The organism is Streptomyces sp. NPDC000410, assembly GCF_040300305.1.
Taxonomy (GTDB): Bacteria; Actinomycetota; Actinomycetes; order Streptomycetales; family Streptomycetaceae; genus Streptomyces.
In genome coordinates this window covers 53,415-71,954 of the sequence record NZ_JBEPDM010000013.1, presented here as the reverse complement: position 1 = coordinate 71,954, position 18,540 = coordinate 53,415, and the positions used below count along the sequence as shown (strand labels likewise).

At 73.4% G+C, this 18,540-nt stretch carries 11 protein-coding genes; 9 read left to right on the top strand and 2 right to left on the bottom strand.

Translation table 11 applies throughout. From position 1 onward, the window contains the following. Positions 1-10: 10 nt before the first annotated feature. The 8 genes from ABT342_RS16555 to ABT342_RS16520 all read left to right on the top strand — a co-directional run bounded on the left by ABT342_RS16555 (position 11) and on the right by ABT342_RS16520 (position 15,261). The gene (locus tag ABT342_RS16555; RefSeq protein ID WP_351573358.1) at positions 11-3,493 is read left to right on the top strand and encodes a DNA polymerase III subunit alpha; all 3,483 of its coding nucleotides are present in this window, start codon (positions 11-13) and stop codon (positions 3,491-3,493) included. A 602-nt stretch (positions 3,494-4,095) separates the two neighbouring features. Next, positions 4,096-5,052, top strand: a complete 957-nt coding sequence (locus tag ABT342_RS16550) for a DNA polymerase Y family protein (RefSeq protein WP_351573549.1) — start codon at positions 4,096-4,098, stop codon at positions 5,050-5,052. 117 nt (positions 5,053-5,169) lie between these two features. Then, positions 5,170-6,792: an FAD-dependent monooxygenase gene (locus ABT342_RS16545; RefSeq protein WP_351573355.1), complete on the top strand. Its 1,623-nt coding sequence runs from the start codon at positions 5,170-5,172 to the stop codon at positions 6,790-6,792. A 47-nt stretch (positions 6,793-6,839) separates the two neighbouring features. Beyond that, positions 6,840-8,339, top strand: coding sequence for a flavin monoamine oxidase family protein (locus ABT342_RS16540; RefSeq protein ID WP_351573352.1), 1,500 nt, complete (start codon positions 6,840-6,842; stop codon positions 8,337-8,339). After that, entirely contained in the window at positions 8,336-11,374 is a 3,039-nt protein-coding gene (locus ABT342_RS16535) for a ferritin-like domain-containing protein (protein WP_351573349.1), read from the top strand. The genes ABT342_RS16540 and ABT342_RS16535 overlap by 4 nt, the downstream gene beginning before the upstream one ends. Positions 11,375-11,379: 5 nt before the next feature. Next, on the top strand, positions 11,380-12,990 hold the full coding sequence (locus ABT342_RS16530) for an FAD-dependent monooxygenase (protein WP_351573346.1): 1,611 nt from the start codon (positions 11,380-11,382) through the stop codon (positions 12,988-12,990). 8 nt (positions 12,991-12,998) lie between these two features. Continuing rightward, complete coding sequence (locus tag ABT342_RS16525) at positions 12,999-14,210, top strand: cytochrome P450 (protein ID WP_351573343.1); 1,212 nt, start codon at positions 12,999-13,001, stop codon at positions 14,208-14,210. A gap of 172 nt (positions 14,211-14,382) precedes the next feature. After that, complete coding sequence (locus ABT342_RS16520; protein WP_351573340.1) at positions 14,383-15,261, top strand: esterase/lipase family protein; 879 nt, start codon at positions 14,383-14,385, stop codon at positions 15,259-15,261. 62 nt (positions 15,262-15,323) lie between these two features. On the opposite strand, the gene ABT342_RS16515 is transcribed toward ABT342_RS16520, so the two are convergent. Then, entirely contained in the window at positions 15,324-16,322 is a 999-nt protein-coding gene (locus ABT342_RS16515) for a lytic polysaccharide monooxygenase (protein WP_351573337.1), read from the bottom strand. A 265-nt stretch (positions 16,323-16,587) separates the two neighbouring features. Then, positions 16,588-17,274, bottom strand: a complete 687-nt coding sequence (locus ABT342_RS16510) for a response regulator (protein WP_351573546.1) — start codon at positions 17,272-17,274, stop codon at positions 16,588-16,590. Between the two features lie 202 nt (positions 17,275-17,476). Here ABT342_RS16510 and ABT342_RS16505 point away from each other — a divergent pair, with 202 nt between their 5' ends. Then, positions 17,477-18,460, top strand: coding sequence for a Bug family tripartite tricarboxylate transporter substrate binding protein (locus ABT342_RS16505; RefSeq protein ID WP_351573334.1), 984 nt, complete (start codon positions 17,477-17,479; stop codon positions 18,458-18,460). Positions 18,461-18,540 lie beyond the last annotated feature (80 nt).

The window sequence follows — 18,540 nt, the reverse complement described above, 5'->3', positions numbered from 1 at the left end:
TGAGAGCGGATTGATCCAGGAGGTGCGGGTGCCGGGGTTCACGCATCTGCACACCGTGTCCGGCTTCTCCGTACGGTACGGAGCCTCGCACCCGGAGCGGCTGGCCGAGCGCGCCGCCGAACGGGGCATGGACGCGCTCGCCCTGACCGACCGCGACACCCTCGCGGGCGCGGTCCGCTTCGCCAAGGCCTGCGCGAAGGCGGGGGTGCGCCCGCTGTTCGGGACGGAGCTGGCGGTACGGGAGCACACGCCCACGACCGTGCCCACGGCCGTCGCGCGGCGGCGCAGTCCGGTGCGCGGCGGGGCCTTTGTCGATGAATCCACCCCCCGGGTCACCTTCCTCGCCCGTGACGGCGCGGCCGGCTGGGCGGAGCTCTGCCGGCTGATCACCGTCGCGCACACGGCGGCGGACCGGCCCGTCGTCGGGTGGGACGCCCTCCAGGGCCCCGGGCCGGGCGGGGAGGGGCTCACCGTGCTGCTCGGGCCGGCCTCCGAGGTGGGCAGGGCGCTGGCCGCCGGCCGCCCCGACCGGGCCGCCCGGCTGCTCGCCCCCTGGCGGGAGCGGTACGGCGACGCCCTGCGCCTCGAAGCCGTGCACCACGGTCTCGCGGGCGTCGGCCCCGGCTCGCTGAGGCTGGCCGCCCGTACCGTCGGGTTCGCCGCCGAGCAGGGTGTACGGGCCGTGCTGAGCAACGCCGTACGGTACGCCGACCCGGGTCAGGGCCCGGTAGCGGACGTCCTGGACGCGGCCCGCAGACTCGTCCCCGTCGACCCGGCCAAGGGGCTCGACAGCGGGGAGCGCTGGCTCAAGGACGCGGACGGGATGTACCGCGCGGCCGAGCGGATCGCCGAGGCGGCGGGCTGGCGGCGCGACGCCGCGCACCGGCTGCTCGCCGTGACCGAGGAGACCGCGGCCGCGTGCCGGGTCGACCCCGAGGACGACCTGGGCATGGGGTCCGTCTACTTCCCGGAGCCGTATCTCGTCGGCGCGGGGCGGCGCACCACCCAGCGCGTGCTGGCCTCCCGCGCCGCCGCCGGCATGGTGCTGCGCGGCTACGACCGCGGGCCCGGCGCCCGCGCCTACTGGGAGCGGATGCACTCCGAGCTGGACATCATCGCCTTCCACGGCAACGCCTCGTACTTCCTGACGGTCGCTCAAGTCGTCGACGACATCCGGAAGATGGGCATCAGGGTCGCCGCGCGAGGATCCGGCGCCGGATCCCTCGTGAACCATCTGCTCGGCATCGCCCACGCCGACCCGGTCGAGCAGCGACTGCTGATGGAGCGCTTCCTGTCCAAGCGCCGGTTCGTCCTGCCCGACATCGACATCGACGTCGAGTCCGCGCGGCGGCTGGAGGTCTACCGCGCGATCATCGACCGCTTCGGCGAGGAGCGGGTCGCGACCGTCGCCATGCCCGAGACCTATCGGGTGCGGCACGCGATCAGGGACGTGGGCGCGGCGCTGAGCATGGACCCGGCCGAGATCGACCGGCTGGCCAAGGCGTTCCCGCACATCCGGGCGCGTGACGCCCGCGCGGCGATGGAGGAGCTGCCCGAGCTGCGCGAGGTGGCGCGGGAGAAGGGTGGCCACCGCAGGCTCTGGGAGCTGGTCGAGGGGCTGGACGCGCTGCCGCGCGGGGTCGCCATGCACCCGTGCGGGGTGCTCATCTCGGATGCCTCGCTGCTGCGGCGCACGCCCGTGATGCCGACCAGCGGCGAAGGGTTCCCGATGTCGCAGTTCGACAAGGAGGACGTCGAGGACCTCGGGCTGCTCAAACTCGATGTGCTGGGGGTGCGGATGCAGTCCGCGATGGCGCACGCCGTCGCCGAGATCGCACGGGCGACGGGGCACCGGCTGGACCTGGACGACCCGAAGCAGGTGCCGCCGGGCGACCCGGCGACGTACGGGCTGATCCGTTCCGCCGAGACGCTGGGCTGCTTCCAGATCGAGTCGCCGGGCCAGCGCGATCTGGTCGGCAGGCTGCAGCCCGCGGACTTCCACGATCTCGTCGTCGACATCTCGCTGTTCCGGCCGGGGCCGGTGGCGGCGGACATGGTGCGGCCGTTCATCGAGGCCCGGCACGGGCGGGCGCCGGTCCGCTTCCCGCACCCCGATCTGGCCGAGTCCCTGGGGGAGACGTACGGGGTCGTGGTCTTCCACGAGCAGATCATCGAGATGGTGAACGTCCTGACGGGGTGCGGCCGTGACGAGGCGGACCGGGTGCGGCGCGGGCTCTCGGACCCGGAGTCGCAGGGCCGGATCAAGGTGTGGTTCGCGCGGCAGGCGGAGGGGCGCGGCTACTCGGCCGAAGTGACAGCCCGCGCCTGGGAGATCATCGAGGCGTTCGGCTCGTACGGCTTCTGCAAGGCGCACGCGGTGGCCTTCGCCGTGCCGACGTACCAGTCGGCGTGGCTCAAGGCGCACCATCCGGCGGCCTTCTACGCCGGGCTGCTCACGCACGATCCCGGGATGTATCCGAAGCGGCTGCTGCTGGCGGACGCGCGGCGGCGGGGTGTGCCGGTGCTGCCGCTGGATGTGAACCGGTCCGCGGTCGCCCACCGTATCGAACTGGTGTCTGATAGCTCTGGGGGGAAGTGGGGCATACGGCTCGCGTTCGCCGACGTCCACGGCATCAGCGGGGCGGAGGCCGCGCGTATCGAGGAGGGGCAGCCGTACGCGTCGCTGCTGGACTTCTGGGAGCGGGCGCGTCCGGGGAGGCCGGTCGCGGAACGGCTCGCGCAGGTCGGCGCGCTGGACGAGTTCGGCGCCAACCGCCGCGATCTGCTGCTGCATCTCGCGGAACTCCACCGCACGCGGAGCGGCCCGGCCTCGCGCGGCGGCCAGCTCCCGCTGGACGGTGGCCGCCGCACCGCGTCCGTCGGCCTGCCCGACCTCAACGAGGCCGAGCGGCTCAGCGCGGAGCTCGGCGTCCTCGGCATGGACACGTCCCGCCACCTGATGGCGGACCACCACGTCTTCCTCGACGAACTCGGCGCCATCCCCGCGCGGCGGCTGCGCGATGCCGAGCACGGCGCGACGGTGCTGGTCGCGGGCGCCAAGGCGGCCACCCAGACGCCGCCGGTCCGCTCCGGCCGCCGGGTCATCTTCACCACCCTGGACGACGGCACGGGCCTGGTCGACCTGGCCTTCTTCGACGACAGCCACGAGGCGTGCGCGCACACGGTCTTCCACTCCTGGCTGCTGCTCGTACGCGGCGTGGTCCAGCGCCGCGGCCCCCGCAGCCTCAGCGTGGTCGGCTCGGCGGCCTGGAACCTCGCGGAACTGATCGAGATCCGCCGCGACGGGGGCCTGGACGCGGTGGCCCAGCGCCTGTCCGCCGCACCGGACGCGGCCACGGCTCCGGCCACCGCCCGCAGCATCCGCATGCCCACCGGCTACGAGATGAACGCCTGGGCGGACCTTCGCCCGGCGGGTGAAGGGGCGGCCACGGTAAGGAAGTTGTGGCACCAGAGCCCGGGGAGCGCGGGATGACGACACACCGGACACCGAAGCGCGCCGCCGCCGGCGCACCCCGGTCCGCCGAGTCTGCGCCCGGGTCCGCCGAGTCTGCGTCCGGGTCCGCCGCGCCTGCGCCTGCGTCCGGGGCCGGGTCCGGGTTTGCCGCGTCTGTGCCTATGCCTGCGTCCGGGTCCGCCGCGCCTGCGCCTGCGTCCGGGGCCGGGTCCGGGTTCGTCGCGTCTGTGCCTATGCCTGCGTCCGGGGCCGCGTTCGGGTCCGGGTCCGGGTCCGGGTTCGTCGCGTCTGTGCCTGTGGCTGCGTCAGGGTCCGCGCCCGGGTCCGCCGTGCCCGGGTCCACCGAGCCTGCATCCGGGTCCGGGTTCGCGCCTGCGCCTGCGCCCGCGCCCGCGCCTGCGCCCGCGCCTGCGCCTGCGCCCGCGCCCGCGCCTGCGCCCGCGCCTGCGCCCGCGCCTGCGTCCGCGTCCGCGTCCGCGGCGACGCGGCGTGGCCGGGCGGCCGTTGCCGCCCGTGCGCCCGGAGCGGCCGAGGCCGGGACGGGTGCGGCTCACGCTTCGGCGGGCAGGCCGCGGGGCGGTTCGTCCAGGGACGGCGGGCCGGAGGCGGCCGTGTTGTACCTGCGGTTCCGGCGCGCCGATGGCGGGGGGCCGGACGGGGCCGCGTACGCGGGGCTGCTCGCGTTGCTCGGGGCGTTCACCCCGGTGGTCGAGGCGGTGGCGCCGGACGCCGCGCTCGTCGATGTGCGGGGGGCGCTGCGGTACTTCGGGCGGGACGCCGCCGGGATCGCCGCGCTGGTGCGGGTCAGGGCGCTCGCCCTGTACGGGGTGGACTGCGTGATCGGGGCCGGGCCCAATCCGCTGCTGGCCAGGATGGCGGCGCGGGAGGCCGGGCCGGGGACGACCCTGGTGGTGGGGGACGCGGCGGAGTTCCTCGCCGGGCGGCCGGTCGCCGCGCTGCACGGGGTCGGGCCCGCCACCGCCCGGACGCTGTGCGGGTACGGGCTCGACACCGTCGACCGGGTCGCCGCCGCGCCCCTCGCCGTACTCCAGCGGATCCTCGGCGCGCGCGCCGGGCGCGAGGTGTACGAGAAGGCCCACGGCATCGACCGCACCCACGTCGTCCCGAACGCCGCCGCCCGCTCCGTCGCGGCCGAACGCACCTTCCCCCGCGACGAACTCGACCGCGACCGGCACCGCCGTGCCCTGCTCTCGCTCGGCGAGGAACTGGGCGCCCGGATGCGCGCGGAGAGCCAGGTGTGCCGCTCCCTCACCCTCACCGTGCGGTACGCCGACCGGACCACGACCACCACGTCGCGCGCCCTGCCCGAGCCGACCGCCCACTCCGCGGCCCTCACCGCCACCGCGTACCGGCTCCTCGACGGACTCGGGCTGCAACGGGCCCGGGTCCGCTCCCTCGCCCTGCGTGCCGAGGGCCTGATCCCCGCCGAGCGGGCCGCGCACCAGCTCACCTTCGACCCGGCCGACGAGAAGGCCCGCCGGATCGAGGCGGTGGCCGACCGGGCCCGCGCCAGGTTCGGCCCGCGGGCGATCATCCCGGGCTCGCTCGCCGCGTAAGCGCCCGCGTAAGCCGCACGCGGCACCGGCCCATCTGCTTCTCGCGCCCCGTCCCACGCCCTGGTTCCAGGTGATCATCAGAACCCAAGCTGGAGATCGTCAGCGAATGGAGGGCGCATGTCCGCAGAGGCCGAAGCAGACCCATACCCCGACGCACCCGCAGACGTCTGCGTGATCGGTGCCGGGCCGGTCGGCCTGACCCTCGCGATCGCCCTGCGCCGCCTGTCCCTGCGCGTACGGATCGTCGACAAGGCCCCCGCGACCAAGCGCGAGCCCCGCGCGCTCGTCATCTGGCCGAGGGCCGTCGAGGCGCTCGCCGCGATCGGCGTCGGCGAGACGCTCTGGCGCAACGGACACCCCCTGAGCACGGTGAACATCTACGGGGAGGGCCGCCACCTCGGCGAACTCAGGACCGGCGCCATCGAATCGTCCTACCCCCGCCCCACCAACATCGAGCAGCACGAGACCGAGCGGCACCTCGCCGAAGAGCTGGCCCGCCTCGGCGTCACCGTCGAGCGGAGCACCGAGGCCACCGACGTCAAGGTCCACGACGACAGGGCCGAGATCACCCTCCGGCTGCCGGACGGCGGCACGGAGCTGGTCACGGCCGCCTGGGTCGTGGGCTGCGAAGGCACCCGCAGTCTGGTCCGCGACCGGCTGGACATCCCCTTCGAGGGCAGGCGCCGCCCCGGGCTCCAGGTCGTCCAGGGAAACGCCCACGCGTCCTGGCGCTTCGGCGAACAGCCCGGCCACGGCTTCTTCTTCCTCGCCCCGCACCGCTCGCTCCTCGCCTTTCCCCTGCCCGGCGGCGGCTACCGCTTCTTCTGCTTCCGCGACGACCCCGACCCCGCCCGCACCGAGCCGCCCACGCTCGACGAGCTGCGCGATCTGATCGCCGACACGGCGCGCACCCCCGAGCTCCGGCTCGAACCGAGCGACCCCGTCTGGCTCAACCGCGCCCGCTTCTCCGACCGCGTCGCCGCCCGGCTCCGCCACGGCCGCGGGCTGATCGCCGGTGACGCCGCCCACGCCTGGGCCCCGGTCGGTGGCCACGGAATGAACATGGGCATCCTCGGCGCCTGCAACCTCGCCTGGAAGCTCGCCGCCGTGCACCACGGGCACGCCGACGAGCGTCTCCTCGACACGTACAGCACCGAGCAGCACGCCATGGCCTGGCGCATGATCCGCGACATGCGGCTCAACTTCATGGAGCTGCCGCTGCCACCGCTCGGCTACCGCGCCTTCACCACCGCGCTCCCGGCCACCCTCGCCTCCCCGCTCTTCCAGCGGCGCCTCGAATGGGGCCTGAGCGACCTCGGCCGCAACCACCGCGGCAGCCCGCTGTCCTGGCACCGGCCCGGCAGGCGCCCGCGGTACGGGCCCCGCGCCGGCGACCGCGTCCCGGACGTCACCGTCATCCGCCCGAACCCGGGCAACGGGGCGCCCGTACGGCTCCACCGCCTCCTCGGATACGACCACTGGACGCTGCTGCTGCCCGCCGCGCGCGCCGACGCCGCCACCCTGTCCGCTCTGCGGGCGGCCTGCGAGATCTTCCCGGCCCCCGTGGAGCTCCTCCCCGTCGCGGTGCGGGACCGGGCCGCCGCCCGACGACTCGGCCACGCCGGGGACTTCAGACTGATCAGGCCCGACGGACACATCGGGCTGGTCGCCCCGCTCGACCGCGCGGACCTGCTCCGCGACTACCTCGCCGCGCTGCTGTCCCCCGACCCGTCCTCGTGACACCGCCGCGCGGCCGCTTCGCGTTCACGTCGAGGGGAGTCAGCAAGTTGTCGCACGCCCACCGGACACCACGCCGGTGCCGGACCACCGCCACCACCAGCCTGGTCGGCGTCATCGGCGCGGGCATCGCCGGCCTCGTGGCCGCGTACGAACTGGAGCGGATCGGGTACCGCGTCGAGGTGCTCGAAGGCAGCTCCCGGCTCGGCGGCCGCATCCGCACCCACCGCTTCGGCGCCCACGAGGGCGCGCCGTTCGCGGAACTCGGCGCGATGCGCGTGCCCACCGCGCACCGTCGCACCATGCACTACATCGACCATCTCGGGCTGCGCGCACACGTACGGCCCTTCACCACACTCCTGTCCGAGGAGAACGCCTACCTCGCCACCAGCACCGGCCACGTACGCCTGCGGGACGCCCCCCGCGCGCTGATGGAGGACGTACGCGCCTCCCTCGCCCACGCCCGCCATCGGCACCGTCACGAGACCGTCGTCTTCGGTGCCTGGCTGACGGCGGTCGTCGACGCGACCGCCCCGCCCGCGCTGCGCGCCGAACTCCGCGCCGACCTGGGCGGGAAGCTGCTCGACCTCGTCGAGGGCATCGACCTCACGCCCCATCTGCACGGCGACTCCAAGGACCGGCTCGACGTGCACGGCCTGTTCACCGCCCATCCGGCGGTCCGCGCGGGCTGCGGCCCCCGGCTGAGGAGCTTCCTCGACGACATCCTCACCGAGACCAGCCCCGAACTGATCCGGCTCGACTGCGGCATGGACCAGCTGATCCAGCGGCTCGCCGCCAGGATCCGGGGGCCGGTCCACCTCGGCCAGAAGGTGGCGGGTCTCGACGTGGGCGACGACCACGTCCTCGTACGCCTCGGCCGCGGGCCCGGCGCCGGTGTCCGGCGCTACGACTACGTCCTGTGCACCGTCCCGTTCCCCGTACTGCGCGGCCTCGAGCTGACCGGGTTCGACGAGGACAAGCTCGCCGTCGTCCGCGAGGTGGACTACTGCGCGGCCACGAAGGTCGCCGTGCACTGCCGGGAGCCTTTCTGGGAACGCGAAGGCATCCGTGGCGGCGCCTCGTTCAGCGGTGGCCGCATCCGCCAGACCTACTACCCCGCAGCAGGGGGCGACCGGGCCCACGGCGCCGCCCTGCTCGCCAGCTACACCATCGGCGACGACGCCGAACTGCTCGGCCGGATGCCGGAGCCGCTGCGCCACCAGGTCGTCATCGAGGAGCTGGCCCGGATGCACCCGCAACTGCTGCGCCCCGGAATGGTCCTGGACGTGGCGAGCATCGCCTGGGCCGAGCACCCGTGGACGGCCGGTGGCTGCGCCATCCGGTGGGGGAAGGACGCGGCCGCCTGCGAGGAGCAACGGGCCAGGGCGGCCCGCCCGCAAAAACGCCTGTTCTTCGCGGGGGAGCACTGTTCGTCCGAGCCCGCGTGGATCGAGGGGGCGGTGGAATCGGCGCTGGAGTCGGTCGGCCGCATCGCCCGGTACGAGCCGCGGCACCGTTCCCGTACGCCCGTGAACCTGGAGGCGGTGTGAGCGTCTTCGACACCCCCCGGCTGCACTTCCGGGGCACCGCCGTGACCAGACCGCCCACCGGGCCGGGAGTCTCCACGGGCAACGGCCACTTCTGGATCGACGCCCACGTCGTCGCGGTCCAAGGCGCGTACGCGGACGGCGTCATGGCCGGCGGCGTGGACGTGGCCGACCCGGTCGTCGGGCGCGCCGTCGATCTGTGGGGCCACTACAACCCGTATCTGGGCACCACCGTCAACCGCGCCCGGGTCTTCGATCTCGATCCGGCCTCCCGCTGGACCACGACCCTGATGGCGGGCCAGTTCTGCTTCGGCCGCGCCGGGCGCTCGCACGACACCGGCTACATGCTGGTGGCCGACATGGACGGCTTCCTGCCGCCGCGCTGGCACCATCTCGCCCAGGGCCGCACGCTCTACCAGTTCGCCCTCCGGGCCGACGACGGGCTCGACTGGCTCGCGGAGGCGGACGTCTCCCCGGCCGTGACCCGACTGCGCGAGACGGCGGCGCGCGAAGGCGGCCTGGTCGTCCAGTTCGCGCTGGACCGGCAGGGCGTACGGGGCACGATCGCGCCCTGGAGGCCCGCCGTCGAGCCGCGCACGCATCCGGCGGGCCGGCTGCTCGTCCCGCAGGGGCCGCCCGGGGACGGCCCACGGGCCCTGACCGTCCGGGTCACCCCCGACGAGGTCACCTTCAACCTCCTCGCCGCGCTCCCGGCGCTGGCCGGCACCGACGGCGCTCGCGGCCTTGAGCTGCGTACCGCCCATTCCGACAGCCTGGTCGCCGAGCTGCCCGCGCACGCGTACGCGTCCGAGGAAGCCGCACTGACCTGCGGCATCGTCACCGTCCCCACCGGTGGCGGCTTGCCCAAGGCGGAGGACGAGCCCCTGCTCCTCGCGGCGGCCGGCGCCGGCGGCCCGGTGCTGCTGGGGGAGCGCGAGACCGTCGTCGTCGCCGACGACGCGTGCGTCGTCCTGGAGCACCCGGATCGCGAGCGGGGCCACGACCACGCCGTCGACATCGCCGTACGGTCCTACCTGCGCGGCCGGCCGGCCGCGATGGAGGCGGTGCACGTCCGGCAGTTCCCCAACCCCCATGCGCCGGGCCGCGGCGACGGCCGGGTCGTGGACCTGCGGCGCGGCCGGGCAGCGGGCCCGGCGCGGGACTACGGACCCGAGTGCGTCCTGAGCACCGACGAGGAGGGACGCGGCTCGTTCACCCTGCGCGGCGCGCGCGAGGGCGCCGCCCGTATCCTGCTGACGGCCGGCTCCGACGGCCTTCCCGACGCTCTTTCCGACGGCGTTGCCGACGCCCTTCCCTCCGACCTCCGCTCCGACGGCCTTCCCTCCGGATCTCCTCCCGGCCCCGACGCGAGGGGATCCGCGGCAGCCGCGTACGACAACGACGACCTCCTCGGCTACTGGGCGGGCGCCGGTCCCGTCTCCGTACGTGTCCTGCCCGACGACTGGCACCTCGCCGCGATCCGCCCGCAGGACGTCACCTTCGACCTGATCCACCGGGAGGTCTTCGCCCCGTACGAGGAGGCGAACTCCTTCATGAGGGACGAGGTGTTCAGCCTCGCGGACCGGTGCAAGGTCGAGACGTACGCCCGCCTCATCTGGCAGATGTGCGATCCGAGCAACAAGGACAAGACGTACTACATGCCACCGACGCGCGACCTGACCGAGCCCAAGGCGCGGCTGCTGCTGACCTTTCTGCGCGCGCAGAACGCCACGGCGCCGGTTCCGCTCGCCATGCCGTCGGCCGCCCGCAGTCACCCCGAGATCACCACACGGGCGCAGCTGCGCGCGGCGCTGTGGCAGGCCGTCGGCATCGAGCTGGCGTCCGCGCTCCAGTACCTCTACGCGGGCTATTCCCTTCCCGTCCACGGCGCCGGGTTCGAGTACGTACGCCGCGGGCTGTGGACACCGAGGCAGCTGCGGCTGGCCTGCGGCGACGGCGGCGAGACGCTGGACACCGGGATCAGGGGCAGCCTGTTCGACGTGGCGCGCGAGGAGATGACGCACTTCCTCGTCGTCAACAACATCCTGATGGCGATGGGGGAGCCGTTCCACGTCCCGGCCCTCGACTTCGCGTCCCCGGGCGGTCCCGTCCCCGGCCCGTTGCCGATGCCGCTGGACTTCGCGCTGGAACCGCTGCACCTGGGCAGCCTGCACCGCTTCATCGCCCTGGAACGGCCCGAACGGCTGGTGGGCGGCTCGGGCAGGGAACCGGGCGCGGCGGCGGTCTCGTACGGCTCACCCAGCGAGCTGTACGCGAGCATCCGCGAGGGACTCCGCCGCGTCCCCGATCTGTTCCTGGTGGAACGCGGACGCGGAGGCGGCGAACACCACCTCTTCCTGCGCGAGTCCGTCAACGCCGTCCACCCCGACTACCAGCTGGAGGTCGACGACCTGTCCGGCGCGCTGTTCGCGATCGACTTCGTCACCGAGCAGGGGGAGGGCGGCGTCCTCGACTCGGTGAAGCCCGCGGGGGAGTCCCACCACGACACCTTCCTGCGCGTCAGGGACCTGATGATGACCGAGCGCACGGACGGATCGCACGGCCAGGGGGCGCCGTGGAACCCCGCGTACCCCGTCCTGCGCAACCCCACCCTCCGCGTGGGCGGACCGGGCGCGGCCGCCGTCGGCGATCCCCATGCCCGGGACGTCATGCGGCTGTTCAACCGCTCGTACTTCATGATGCTCCAGCTGATGGTCCAGCACTTCGGGGAGAGCCCGGACGCGAGCCTGCGCCGCTCGCCGCTGATGAACGCCGCGATCGATGTGATGACCGGGATGATGCGCCCGCTCGCCGAGCTCCTGGTGACGCTGCCCTCGGGCTGGCGCGGGCGGACGGCAGGACCGTCGTTCGAGCTGGAGGAGCCACCCGTGCACCTTGCCCGCCCCGATGTGGCGCGGCGCGCCTTCGCGATGCGCTTCCGGCATCTCGCGGCGATGGCTCGCGATGCTGACGGCGTTCCGGAGCGCGTGGCCGAGCTGATGGCCTTCTACGCGGACCGCTTCGGGGGAACGGAGTGAACGTCGTGAACGTGTACGACACCGATGTGCTCGTCGTCGGCGGTGGTCCGGTAGGGCTCGCTCTCGCCCTCGACCTCGCCCTGCGCGGGGTGGACTTCGTCCTCGTGGAGTCGGGCGACGGCACGGTCCACCACCCCAAGGTCTCGACCGTCGGCCCGCGCGCCATGGAGCTGTTCCGGCGCTGGGGGGTGGCCGAGCGGATCCGGGGCGCGGGCTGGCCCGGCGATCACACCCTGGACGTCGCCTGGGTGACCGCTGTGGGCGGGCACGAGCTCCACCGGCTGGACTTCGGGACGATGGCGACCCGCCCGCAGCCGGACCACAGCCCCGAGACCGAGGCGATCTGCCCGCAGCACTGGCTGGCGCCGCTGCTCACCGGGCACGTGGGAGTCCATCCGCGAGGGCCGGTCCGGCTGCACACCCGGCTCACCGCCTTCACCCAGGACGATGCCGGAGTGCACGCCACCCTCGCCGACGAGCGGAGCGGTACGACGACGCTCCTGAGGGCCCGCTACCTCGCCGCCTGCGACGGCGCCTCGTCCACCGTGCGCAAGCACTGCCGTGTCGACGCGCCGGAACGCCACCCCACCCGTGTCCTGCGCAACATCCTCTTCAGCGCCCCCAAGCTGCACGACCAGCTCGGGCCCCGCGCGGCGCTCGTGTACTTCGTCACCCGGTCGGCATCGCTGCGCTACCCGCTGCGGGCGATCGACGGCCGCGGGCTGTACCGCCTGACCGCCGCCCCCACCTGCGACGATCCGCTCTCCGTCGTACGGGAGGCGATCGGCGTCGACACCCCGCTGGAGATGCTCTCCACCTCGACCTGGCACCTCACCCACCGGGTCGCCACGTCCTTCCGCGCCGGACGTGTCTTCCTCGTCGGGGACGCGGCCCACACCTTGTCGCCCTCCGGTGGTTTCGGGCTCGGCACCGGCATCGGCGACGCGGCGGACCTGGGCTGGAAGCTGGCCGCCGAGCTGGCGGGCTGGGCCGGTCCCGGGCTGCTGGACACGTACGACACCGAGCGCCGCCCCGTCGCCGTCGCCGGGCTGGAGGAGGCGAACCGCAATCTGCGCCGCACCCAGGACCGCCGGCTGTCTTTTGCGCTGGCGCTGGACTCGGCGGAGGGCGAGCGGGCCCGCGCCGAGCTGTCGGCGCTGCTGGAACGCTCCGGCGTGCGCCGCGAGTTCGACGCGCCCGACGTGCACTTCGCCCAGCGCTACGTCTCGCCGGTGATCGTCCCGGACGGGACCGACGGGACCGACGGGACCGACGCGACCGGGGCCGCGTCCGCATGGGACAGGACCGCGGCCCCCGGCGGCCGCGCCCCGCACGTGTGGCTCGGCCCGGGACGGTCCACGATCGACCTGTTCGGACGGGACTTCGTGCTGATGTGCGCCGCCGGACCGGGCGAAGGACCCGACCCCATGGCGCGGGCATTCGCCGACCGCGGCGTACCGCTGCGGATCGAGCGGTACGACGACCCCGAGGTGGCGCGCCGCTACGAGCGGCGCTTCGTCCTCGTAAGGCCGGACGGGCATGTGGCGTGGCGCGGCGATACGGCACCCGGCGCGCCGGACCGGCTGGTGGAGACGGTACGGGGGGCCGCGCGGTGAAGGCGGCCGTGCCGGCGCCGTTCGATCCGGCGAAGCTGCCGGACCTCGCCGATCCGTACCCCGACTACCGCCGCTACCGCGACGCCGGACCGGTGCACCCGGGCGCCGAGCCCGCCACCTGGTACGTGTTCGCCCACGCCGAGGTCGGCCGGGTCCTGACCGGCCGGGGCTTCGGGCGGGTGCGGCCCGGGGGCGGGCCGTCCGGACCCGTACCGGCCGACCGGCCGGTGCTGCGGCGGATCGTCGAGAACTGGCTGGTCTTCCTCGACCCGCCCCGCCACACCCGGCTGCGCGCCCTGGTCGCCCCGGCCGTCACCGGCCACGCGGTCACGGCCCTGCGCCCCCGTATCCGGCAGATCGCGGACGACCTCGTCGCCCGGCTCGCGGAGCGTAAGACAGTCGACCTGGTCACCGACTTCGCCGCCCCGTTCCCGCTCCTCGTGATCTCCGAGCTGCTGGGCGTGGACCGTGCGCACCACGCGTGGTTCCGCGCCCGAGCCCTGGACCTGCAAGAGGCCGGCAGCGCCCGCGCGGGGCGGACGCCGGACGGCCACGCGCGGGCCGAGCGGGCGGCGCGCGAACTCTCCCGCTATTTCGAGGAGGAGGCGGCGGTCCGCCGCGCCGGCGACCGGGGGGATCTGATCTCGGCGCTCGTCCGGGCGGCGGACGACGACGGCGCGCTGACGGGACACGAACTGGCCGCCACCTGCGTCCATCTGCTGACGGCGGGCCATGAGACGACAACGAGCCTGCTGGCCAAGGCGGTTCTCTCGCTGCACGCCCATCCGGGGGTGCGCGAAGAGCTGTCGGCCCGGCACGCGCTGCTGCCCGCCGCCGTGGACGAGTTCGTACGCCATGACGCGCCCGTGCAGATGGTCACGCGCTGGGTGTACGAGGACACGGAGCTCGGCGGGCACGGCATCCGGGCGGGCGACAAGCTCGTGCTCGTCCTGGGTGCGGCCAACCGCGACCCGGCCCGTTTCGACCGCCCGGACGTGCTGGACATCCACCGTGACACCGTCCGGCAGCACTGTGGCTTCGGCATGGGCATCCACTACTGCGTGGGCGCGTCGCTGGCACGGGCCGAGGCCGAGATCGGGCTGGCCGTCCTGCTGGAGGGGCTACCGGCGCTGCGGGCCGGTGCCCGGCCGGTCGTGGCGGCCGAGTACGCGCCGGACTGGGTCTTCCACGGCCCGTCGCGGCTGATGCTGTGCCTGTGAGTAACCACACAGTAACCCGAATTGACGATCCTTCAGTTTTTACCGACGCGTAACTTCCCAGATTTGGTTACTGGTGCGTACGTTGGCGTGAGTACAGCCATCCCCCATGTGGTCCGGGCCGCAGGCATCCCCACTCATCGCCATTTCCCTTGAGCCGCAAGGAGATCGCCCGATGCTGCCCCGGAAGCCCTGGAACCCCTGGAAACGCGCCCTCAGACCCCTCGCCGCCCTGCTGCTCGCAGCGGCCATCGGCCTCACCCCCGCCGCCACCGCGACCGCCGCCGAGGCACCCTCCAGTGGCTGGAACAACTACTCCTGCAAGCCCTCCGCCGCCCACCCCCGCCCCGTGATCCTCGTCCACGGCACCTTCGGCAACTCCGTCGACAACTGGCTCGCCCTCGCCCCCTATCTGGTGAAGCGCGGCTACTGCGTCTTCTCGCTCGACTACGGCCAGCTGCCCGGCGTCCCGTTCTTCCACGGTCTCGGCCCCCTCGACAAGTCGGCCGAGCAGCTCGACGCGTACGTCGACAAGGTCCTCGACGCGACCGGCGCCCGCGAGGCCGACCTCGTCGGCCACTCCCAGGGCGGCATGATGCCGCGCCACTACCTCAAGTTCCTGGGCGGAGCCGACAAGGTGAACGCCCTGATCGGCCTCGCGCCCGACAACCACGGCACCACGCTGAACGGCCTCACCGGACTGCTGAAGTACTTCCCCGGCGCGGCGCACCTGCTCAGCGAGAAGACCCCCGGCCTCGCCGACCAGATGGCCGGCTCCGCGTTCCTCACCAAGCTCAACGCGGGCGGCGACACGGTCCCGGGCGTGCGGTACACCGTCATCGCCACCAAGTACGACGAGGTCGTCACCCCGTACCGCTCCGGGTTCCTCGACGGACCGGACGTGCGGAACGTGACGATCCAGGACCTGTGCTCCGTCGACCTCTCGGAGCACGTGGCCATCGGCCTGTTCGACCGGATCGCGTACCACGAGGTGGCCAACGCCCTCGACCCGGCGCACGCCACCCCGACGACCTGCAAGTCCGTCTTCGAATAGACGCGAACGCCCGGGAGGGGTGCCGCCCCCCGGCGGCACCCCTCCCGTGACACCCGCGTGACTCAGCGCGTGGCCCTGCGACGGACCGCGGCGAACAGGATCGCGGCACCGATCGCGAGCACGCCGGCCCCGCCGATGGCGAGGTACGTGGTGCTGCTGTCGCCGCCGGTCGCGGCGAGGTTCTCACCGGCGCTGTTGGTCCTCGGTGCGTTGGCGGCGGCCTCGGGAGCCGTCGGAGCCGCCGGCGACGGCTGCTCCGAGTGCTCGTCACCGCCGTGCCCGCCGTGCTCGACCGTGGACTTGTCCTTGCCCGCCTCGGTCTGCTCCTCGCTCGGCGCGGACGCGGCCGGCGCGGGCGTGGTCGGCGTGGGCGCCGTACCACCGGGCGCGGGCGCGGAACCGCCGCTGTCCTTGCCGAACACGACGTCCGAGCAGGTGTAGAAGGCCTCGGGGGAGTCCGAGCGCTGCCAGATCGAATAGATCAGGTGCCGCCCCGACCTGCCCGGCACGGTCCCGTCGAAGACGTACTCCCCGTTCACCAGCTTCGGGTCGGTGACCTTCGCGAACGGCCGCGCCTCCAGGTCCGACCACGTCAGCGGCCGCGAGGGGTCGTAGCCGTCCTTGGTGACGTACAGCTCGATGGAGCCCTTGTGCGGGGCGGTCGCCTTGTAGCGGAACGTGTGCTTGCCCGGGGTGAGCTTTGACGCCGGCCAGTCGGCGCGCGGCAGATCCAGGCCCTTGTACTTGTCCCGGCCCGCGCTGCACAGCTTGCCGTCCGTGATCAACTGCCGGTGGTTGCCCGCCGCGTTCGCGATGTTGACCTCGTTCCAGTCGTAGAACGCCTGCGCACCGCTCGCCGCCACCGCCGCCTTGCACGCCTGCGAGTCCGGGCTCTCCGGCCCCTCGGCGTAACAGGCGGACACCCGGCTCACCGGATCCGTCATCGACCCGTGCGCGACGGCGGACCCCGCGGCCAGCCCGGTCAGCGCCAGCGGCGCGATCCCGAGGGCGGCGACAGCGGCGGCCCTACCGGCCCTACCGGTCTTACGGCGAGCGGTCATGGCGACGAACTCCTTCAACAGCGGCGGCGTATGGGGGTGTTCCGGGCGGGGTCGACAGCGGCGGTGCAGCCCCCCGAATGAACGGCACCGACGCCTGGGACCCCGCCCCGGTGATCAGCAAGCTAGCCGCTCGGAAGGGCGAATTCCGCTGTTGGGAGCGGGTGATGGTGATCCTTATGCTCGCTTTAAGGCGGGGGTAAGAAGGGGCTCAGGAAGCAGCCGGTGCCCCGCTCGACCAGGGCACGGCCCCGCGTGCCGCCGCCGGTCAGCCGAGGCGGCGGTAGCGCCGCTCCGGCCGCCCCGTACCGCCGTACCGGAGCGTGACCTCCGCGCGGCCCGTTTCCGCGAAGTACTCGAGGTAGCGGCGGGCGCTCACGCGGGAGAGGGAGCCCGCCTCGGCGCACTCCGTCGCCGAGAGGCCCTCCGGGTGATCGCGCAGGATGCGGTCGACCAGGTCGGCCGTGTGGGCGGCCAGGCCCTTGGGGAGTTCGCGGGAGCCGGGCGGGCGGGTGCCGAAGAGCTGGTCGACGTCCTCCTGGCGGGCTTCGTCCAGGTCGTCGAGACGGGTGCGCAGGGAGACGACGTGGCGCAGCTGTTCCTGGAGCGCGGCCTGGCTGAACGGCTTGATCAGATAGTGCAGGGCGCCCGCGCGCAGCGCCGAGCGGACCGTGCCCGCGTCCCGGGCGGCCGTGATGAACAGGGCGTCGGCCGGCGGACGGTCCGCGTCGCGCTCCTCCGCCGCGCGGAGTTCGCGCAGGACGCTGATCCCGTCCATATCGGGCAGATAGATGTCGAGCAGCACCACATCGGGACGCAGCCGCTCGGCCGCGCGCAGCGCCTCGGCGCCGCTGTGCGCCACCCCGACGACCGTGAAACCGGCCATGGCCGACACATAGCGGCTGTGCAGCTTCGCGACCATGAAGTCGTCGTCCACCACCAGCACGTTCACCAGGAATCACCTCGCGAGGCCGGTCTGCTGCCGGGGGTCAGGGGGCCGGGGGCCGTCCCCGGGAAAGCGCGGTACGCCGACACGGTAGGGGGCGACCACAACGACCACAACGTCCGTTGATTCCGGAAGAGAGACAGCTTCTTGACGCGCAGGCAACATGTGGGCCACCTCACCCGTGCACTGCTCACACCGAAAGGCGGCCGACGTGCGTCTGCGCACTCCCCTCGCCCTGCTCGGGGCGGCGTTGCTGCTGCTCGTGGGGCCGCCGCTGCTCACCACGGGCAGCGGCGCCGACACCGGCACGCAGATACCGGGCCTGCGTTTCATGGTCCCCAACACGCCCGGCGGCGGTTACGACATCACGGCCCGTACGGCGGCCAAGAACGCCGAGGACGCCGGGCTCACCCACAACATCGAGGTCTTCAACCTCCCGGGCGCCGGCGGCACCGTCGGCCTCACCCGTCTGGTGAACGAGCACGGCAACGGCAAGCTCGCCATGTCCATGGGCCTCGGCGTCGTGGGCGCCGTCCACACCAACAAGTCCCCCAAGACCCTCGCCGACACCACCCCCATCGCCCGGCTCACCGAGGAGCAGGACATCGTGGTGGTCGGCAAGAACTCCCCGTACAAGACCATCCAGGACCTCCTGGAGGCCTGGAAGAAGGCCCCGGGCAAGCTGCCCGTCGGCGGCGGATCGTCGCCCGGTGGCCCCGACCACCTCGCCCCGATGCTGATGGCGCAGGCCGCCGGGATCGCGCCCGGAGCGGTCAACTACATCCCCTTCGACGGCGGCGGCGAGCTGCTCGCCTCGATCCTCGGCAACAAGGTCGCCTTCGGCGTCTCGGGCGTCGGCGAGTACCTCGACCAGATCACGTCGGGCGAGCTGCGGCTGCTGGCCGTGACCGGCCCGCAGCGGGTCCCCGGCCTGGACGCCCCCACGCTGCGCGAGGCCGGGCTCGACACCGACTTCACCAACTGGCGCGGCATCGTCGCCCCGCCCGGACTGTCCGACGCCGAACGCGACAAGCTCGTCGGACTCGTCCGGAAGCTCCACGACTCGAAGAAGTGGCAGGAGTCGATGCGGAAGAACAGCTGGGAGGACGCCTTCCTGCCCGGTGAGAAGTTCGGCGACTTCCTCACCGAACAGGACCAGCGCGTCGGCTCCGTACTGAAGGAGCTGGGACTTTGACTCCTCCCACTCGAGAGTGGGATTCCTGGCTCACACGGCTCAGACGTTCAGCGAACGACTGAGACTGACGCGATCAACAC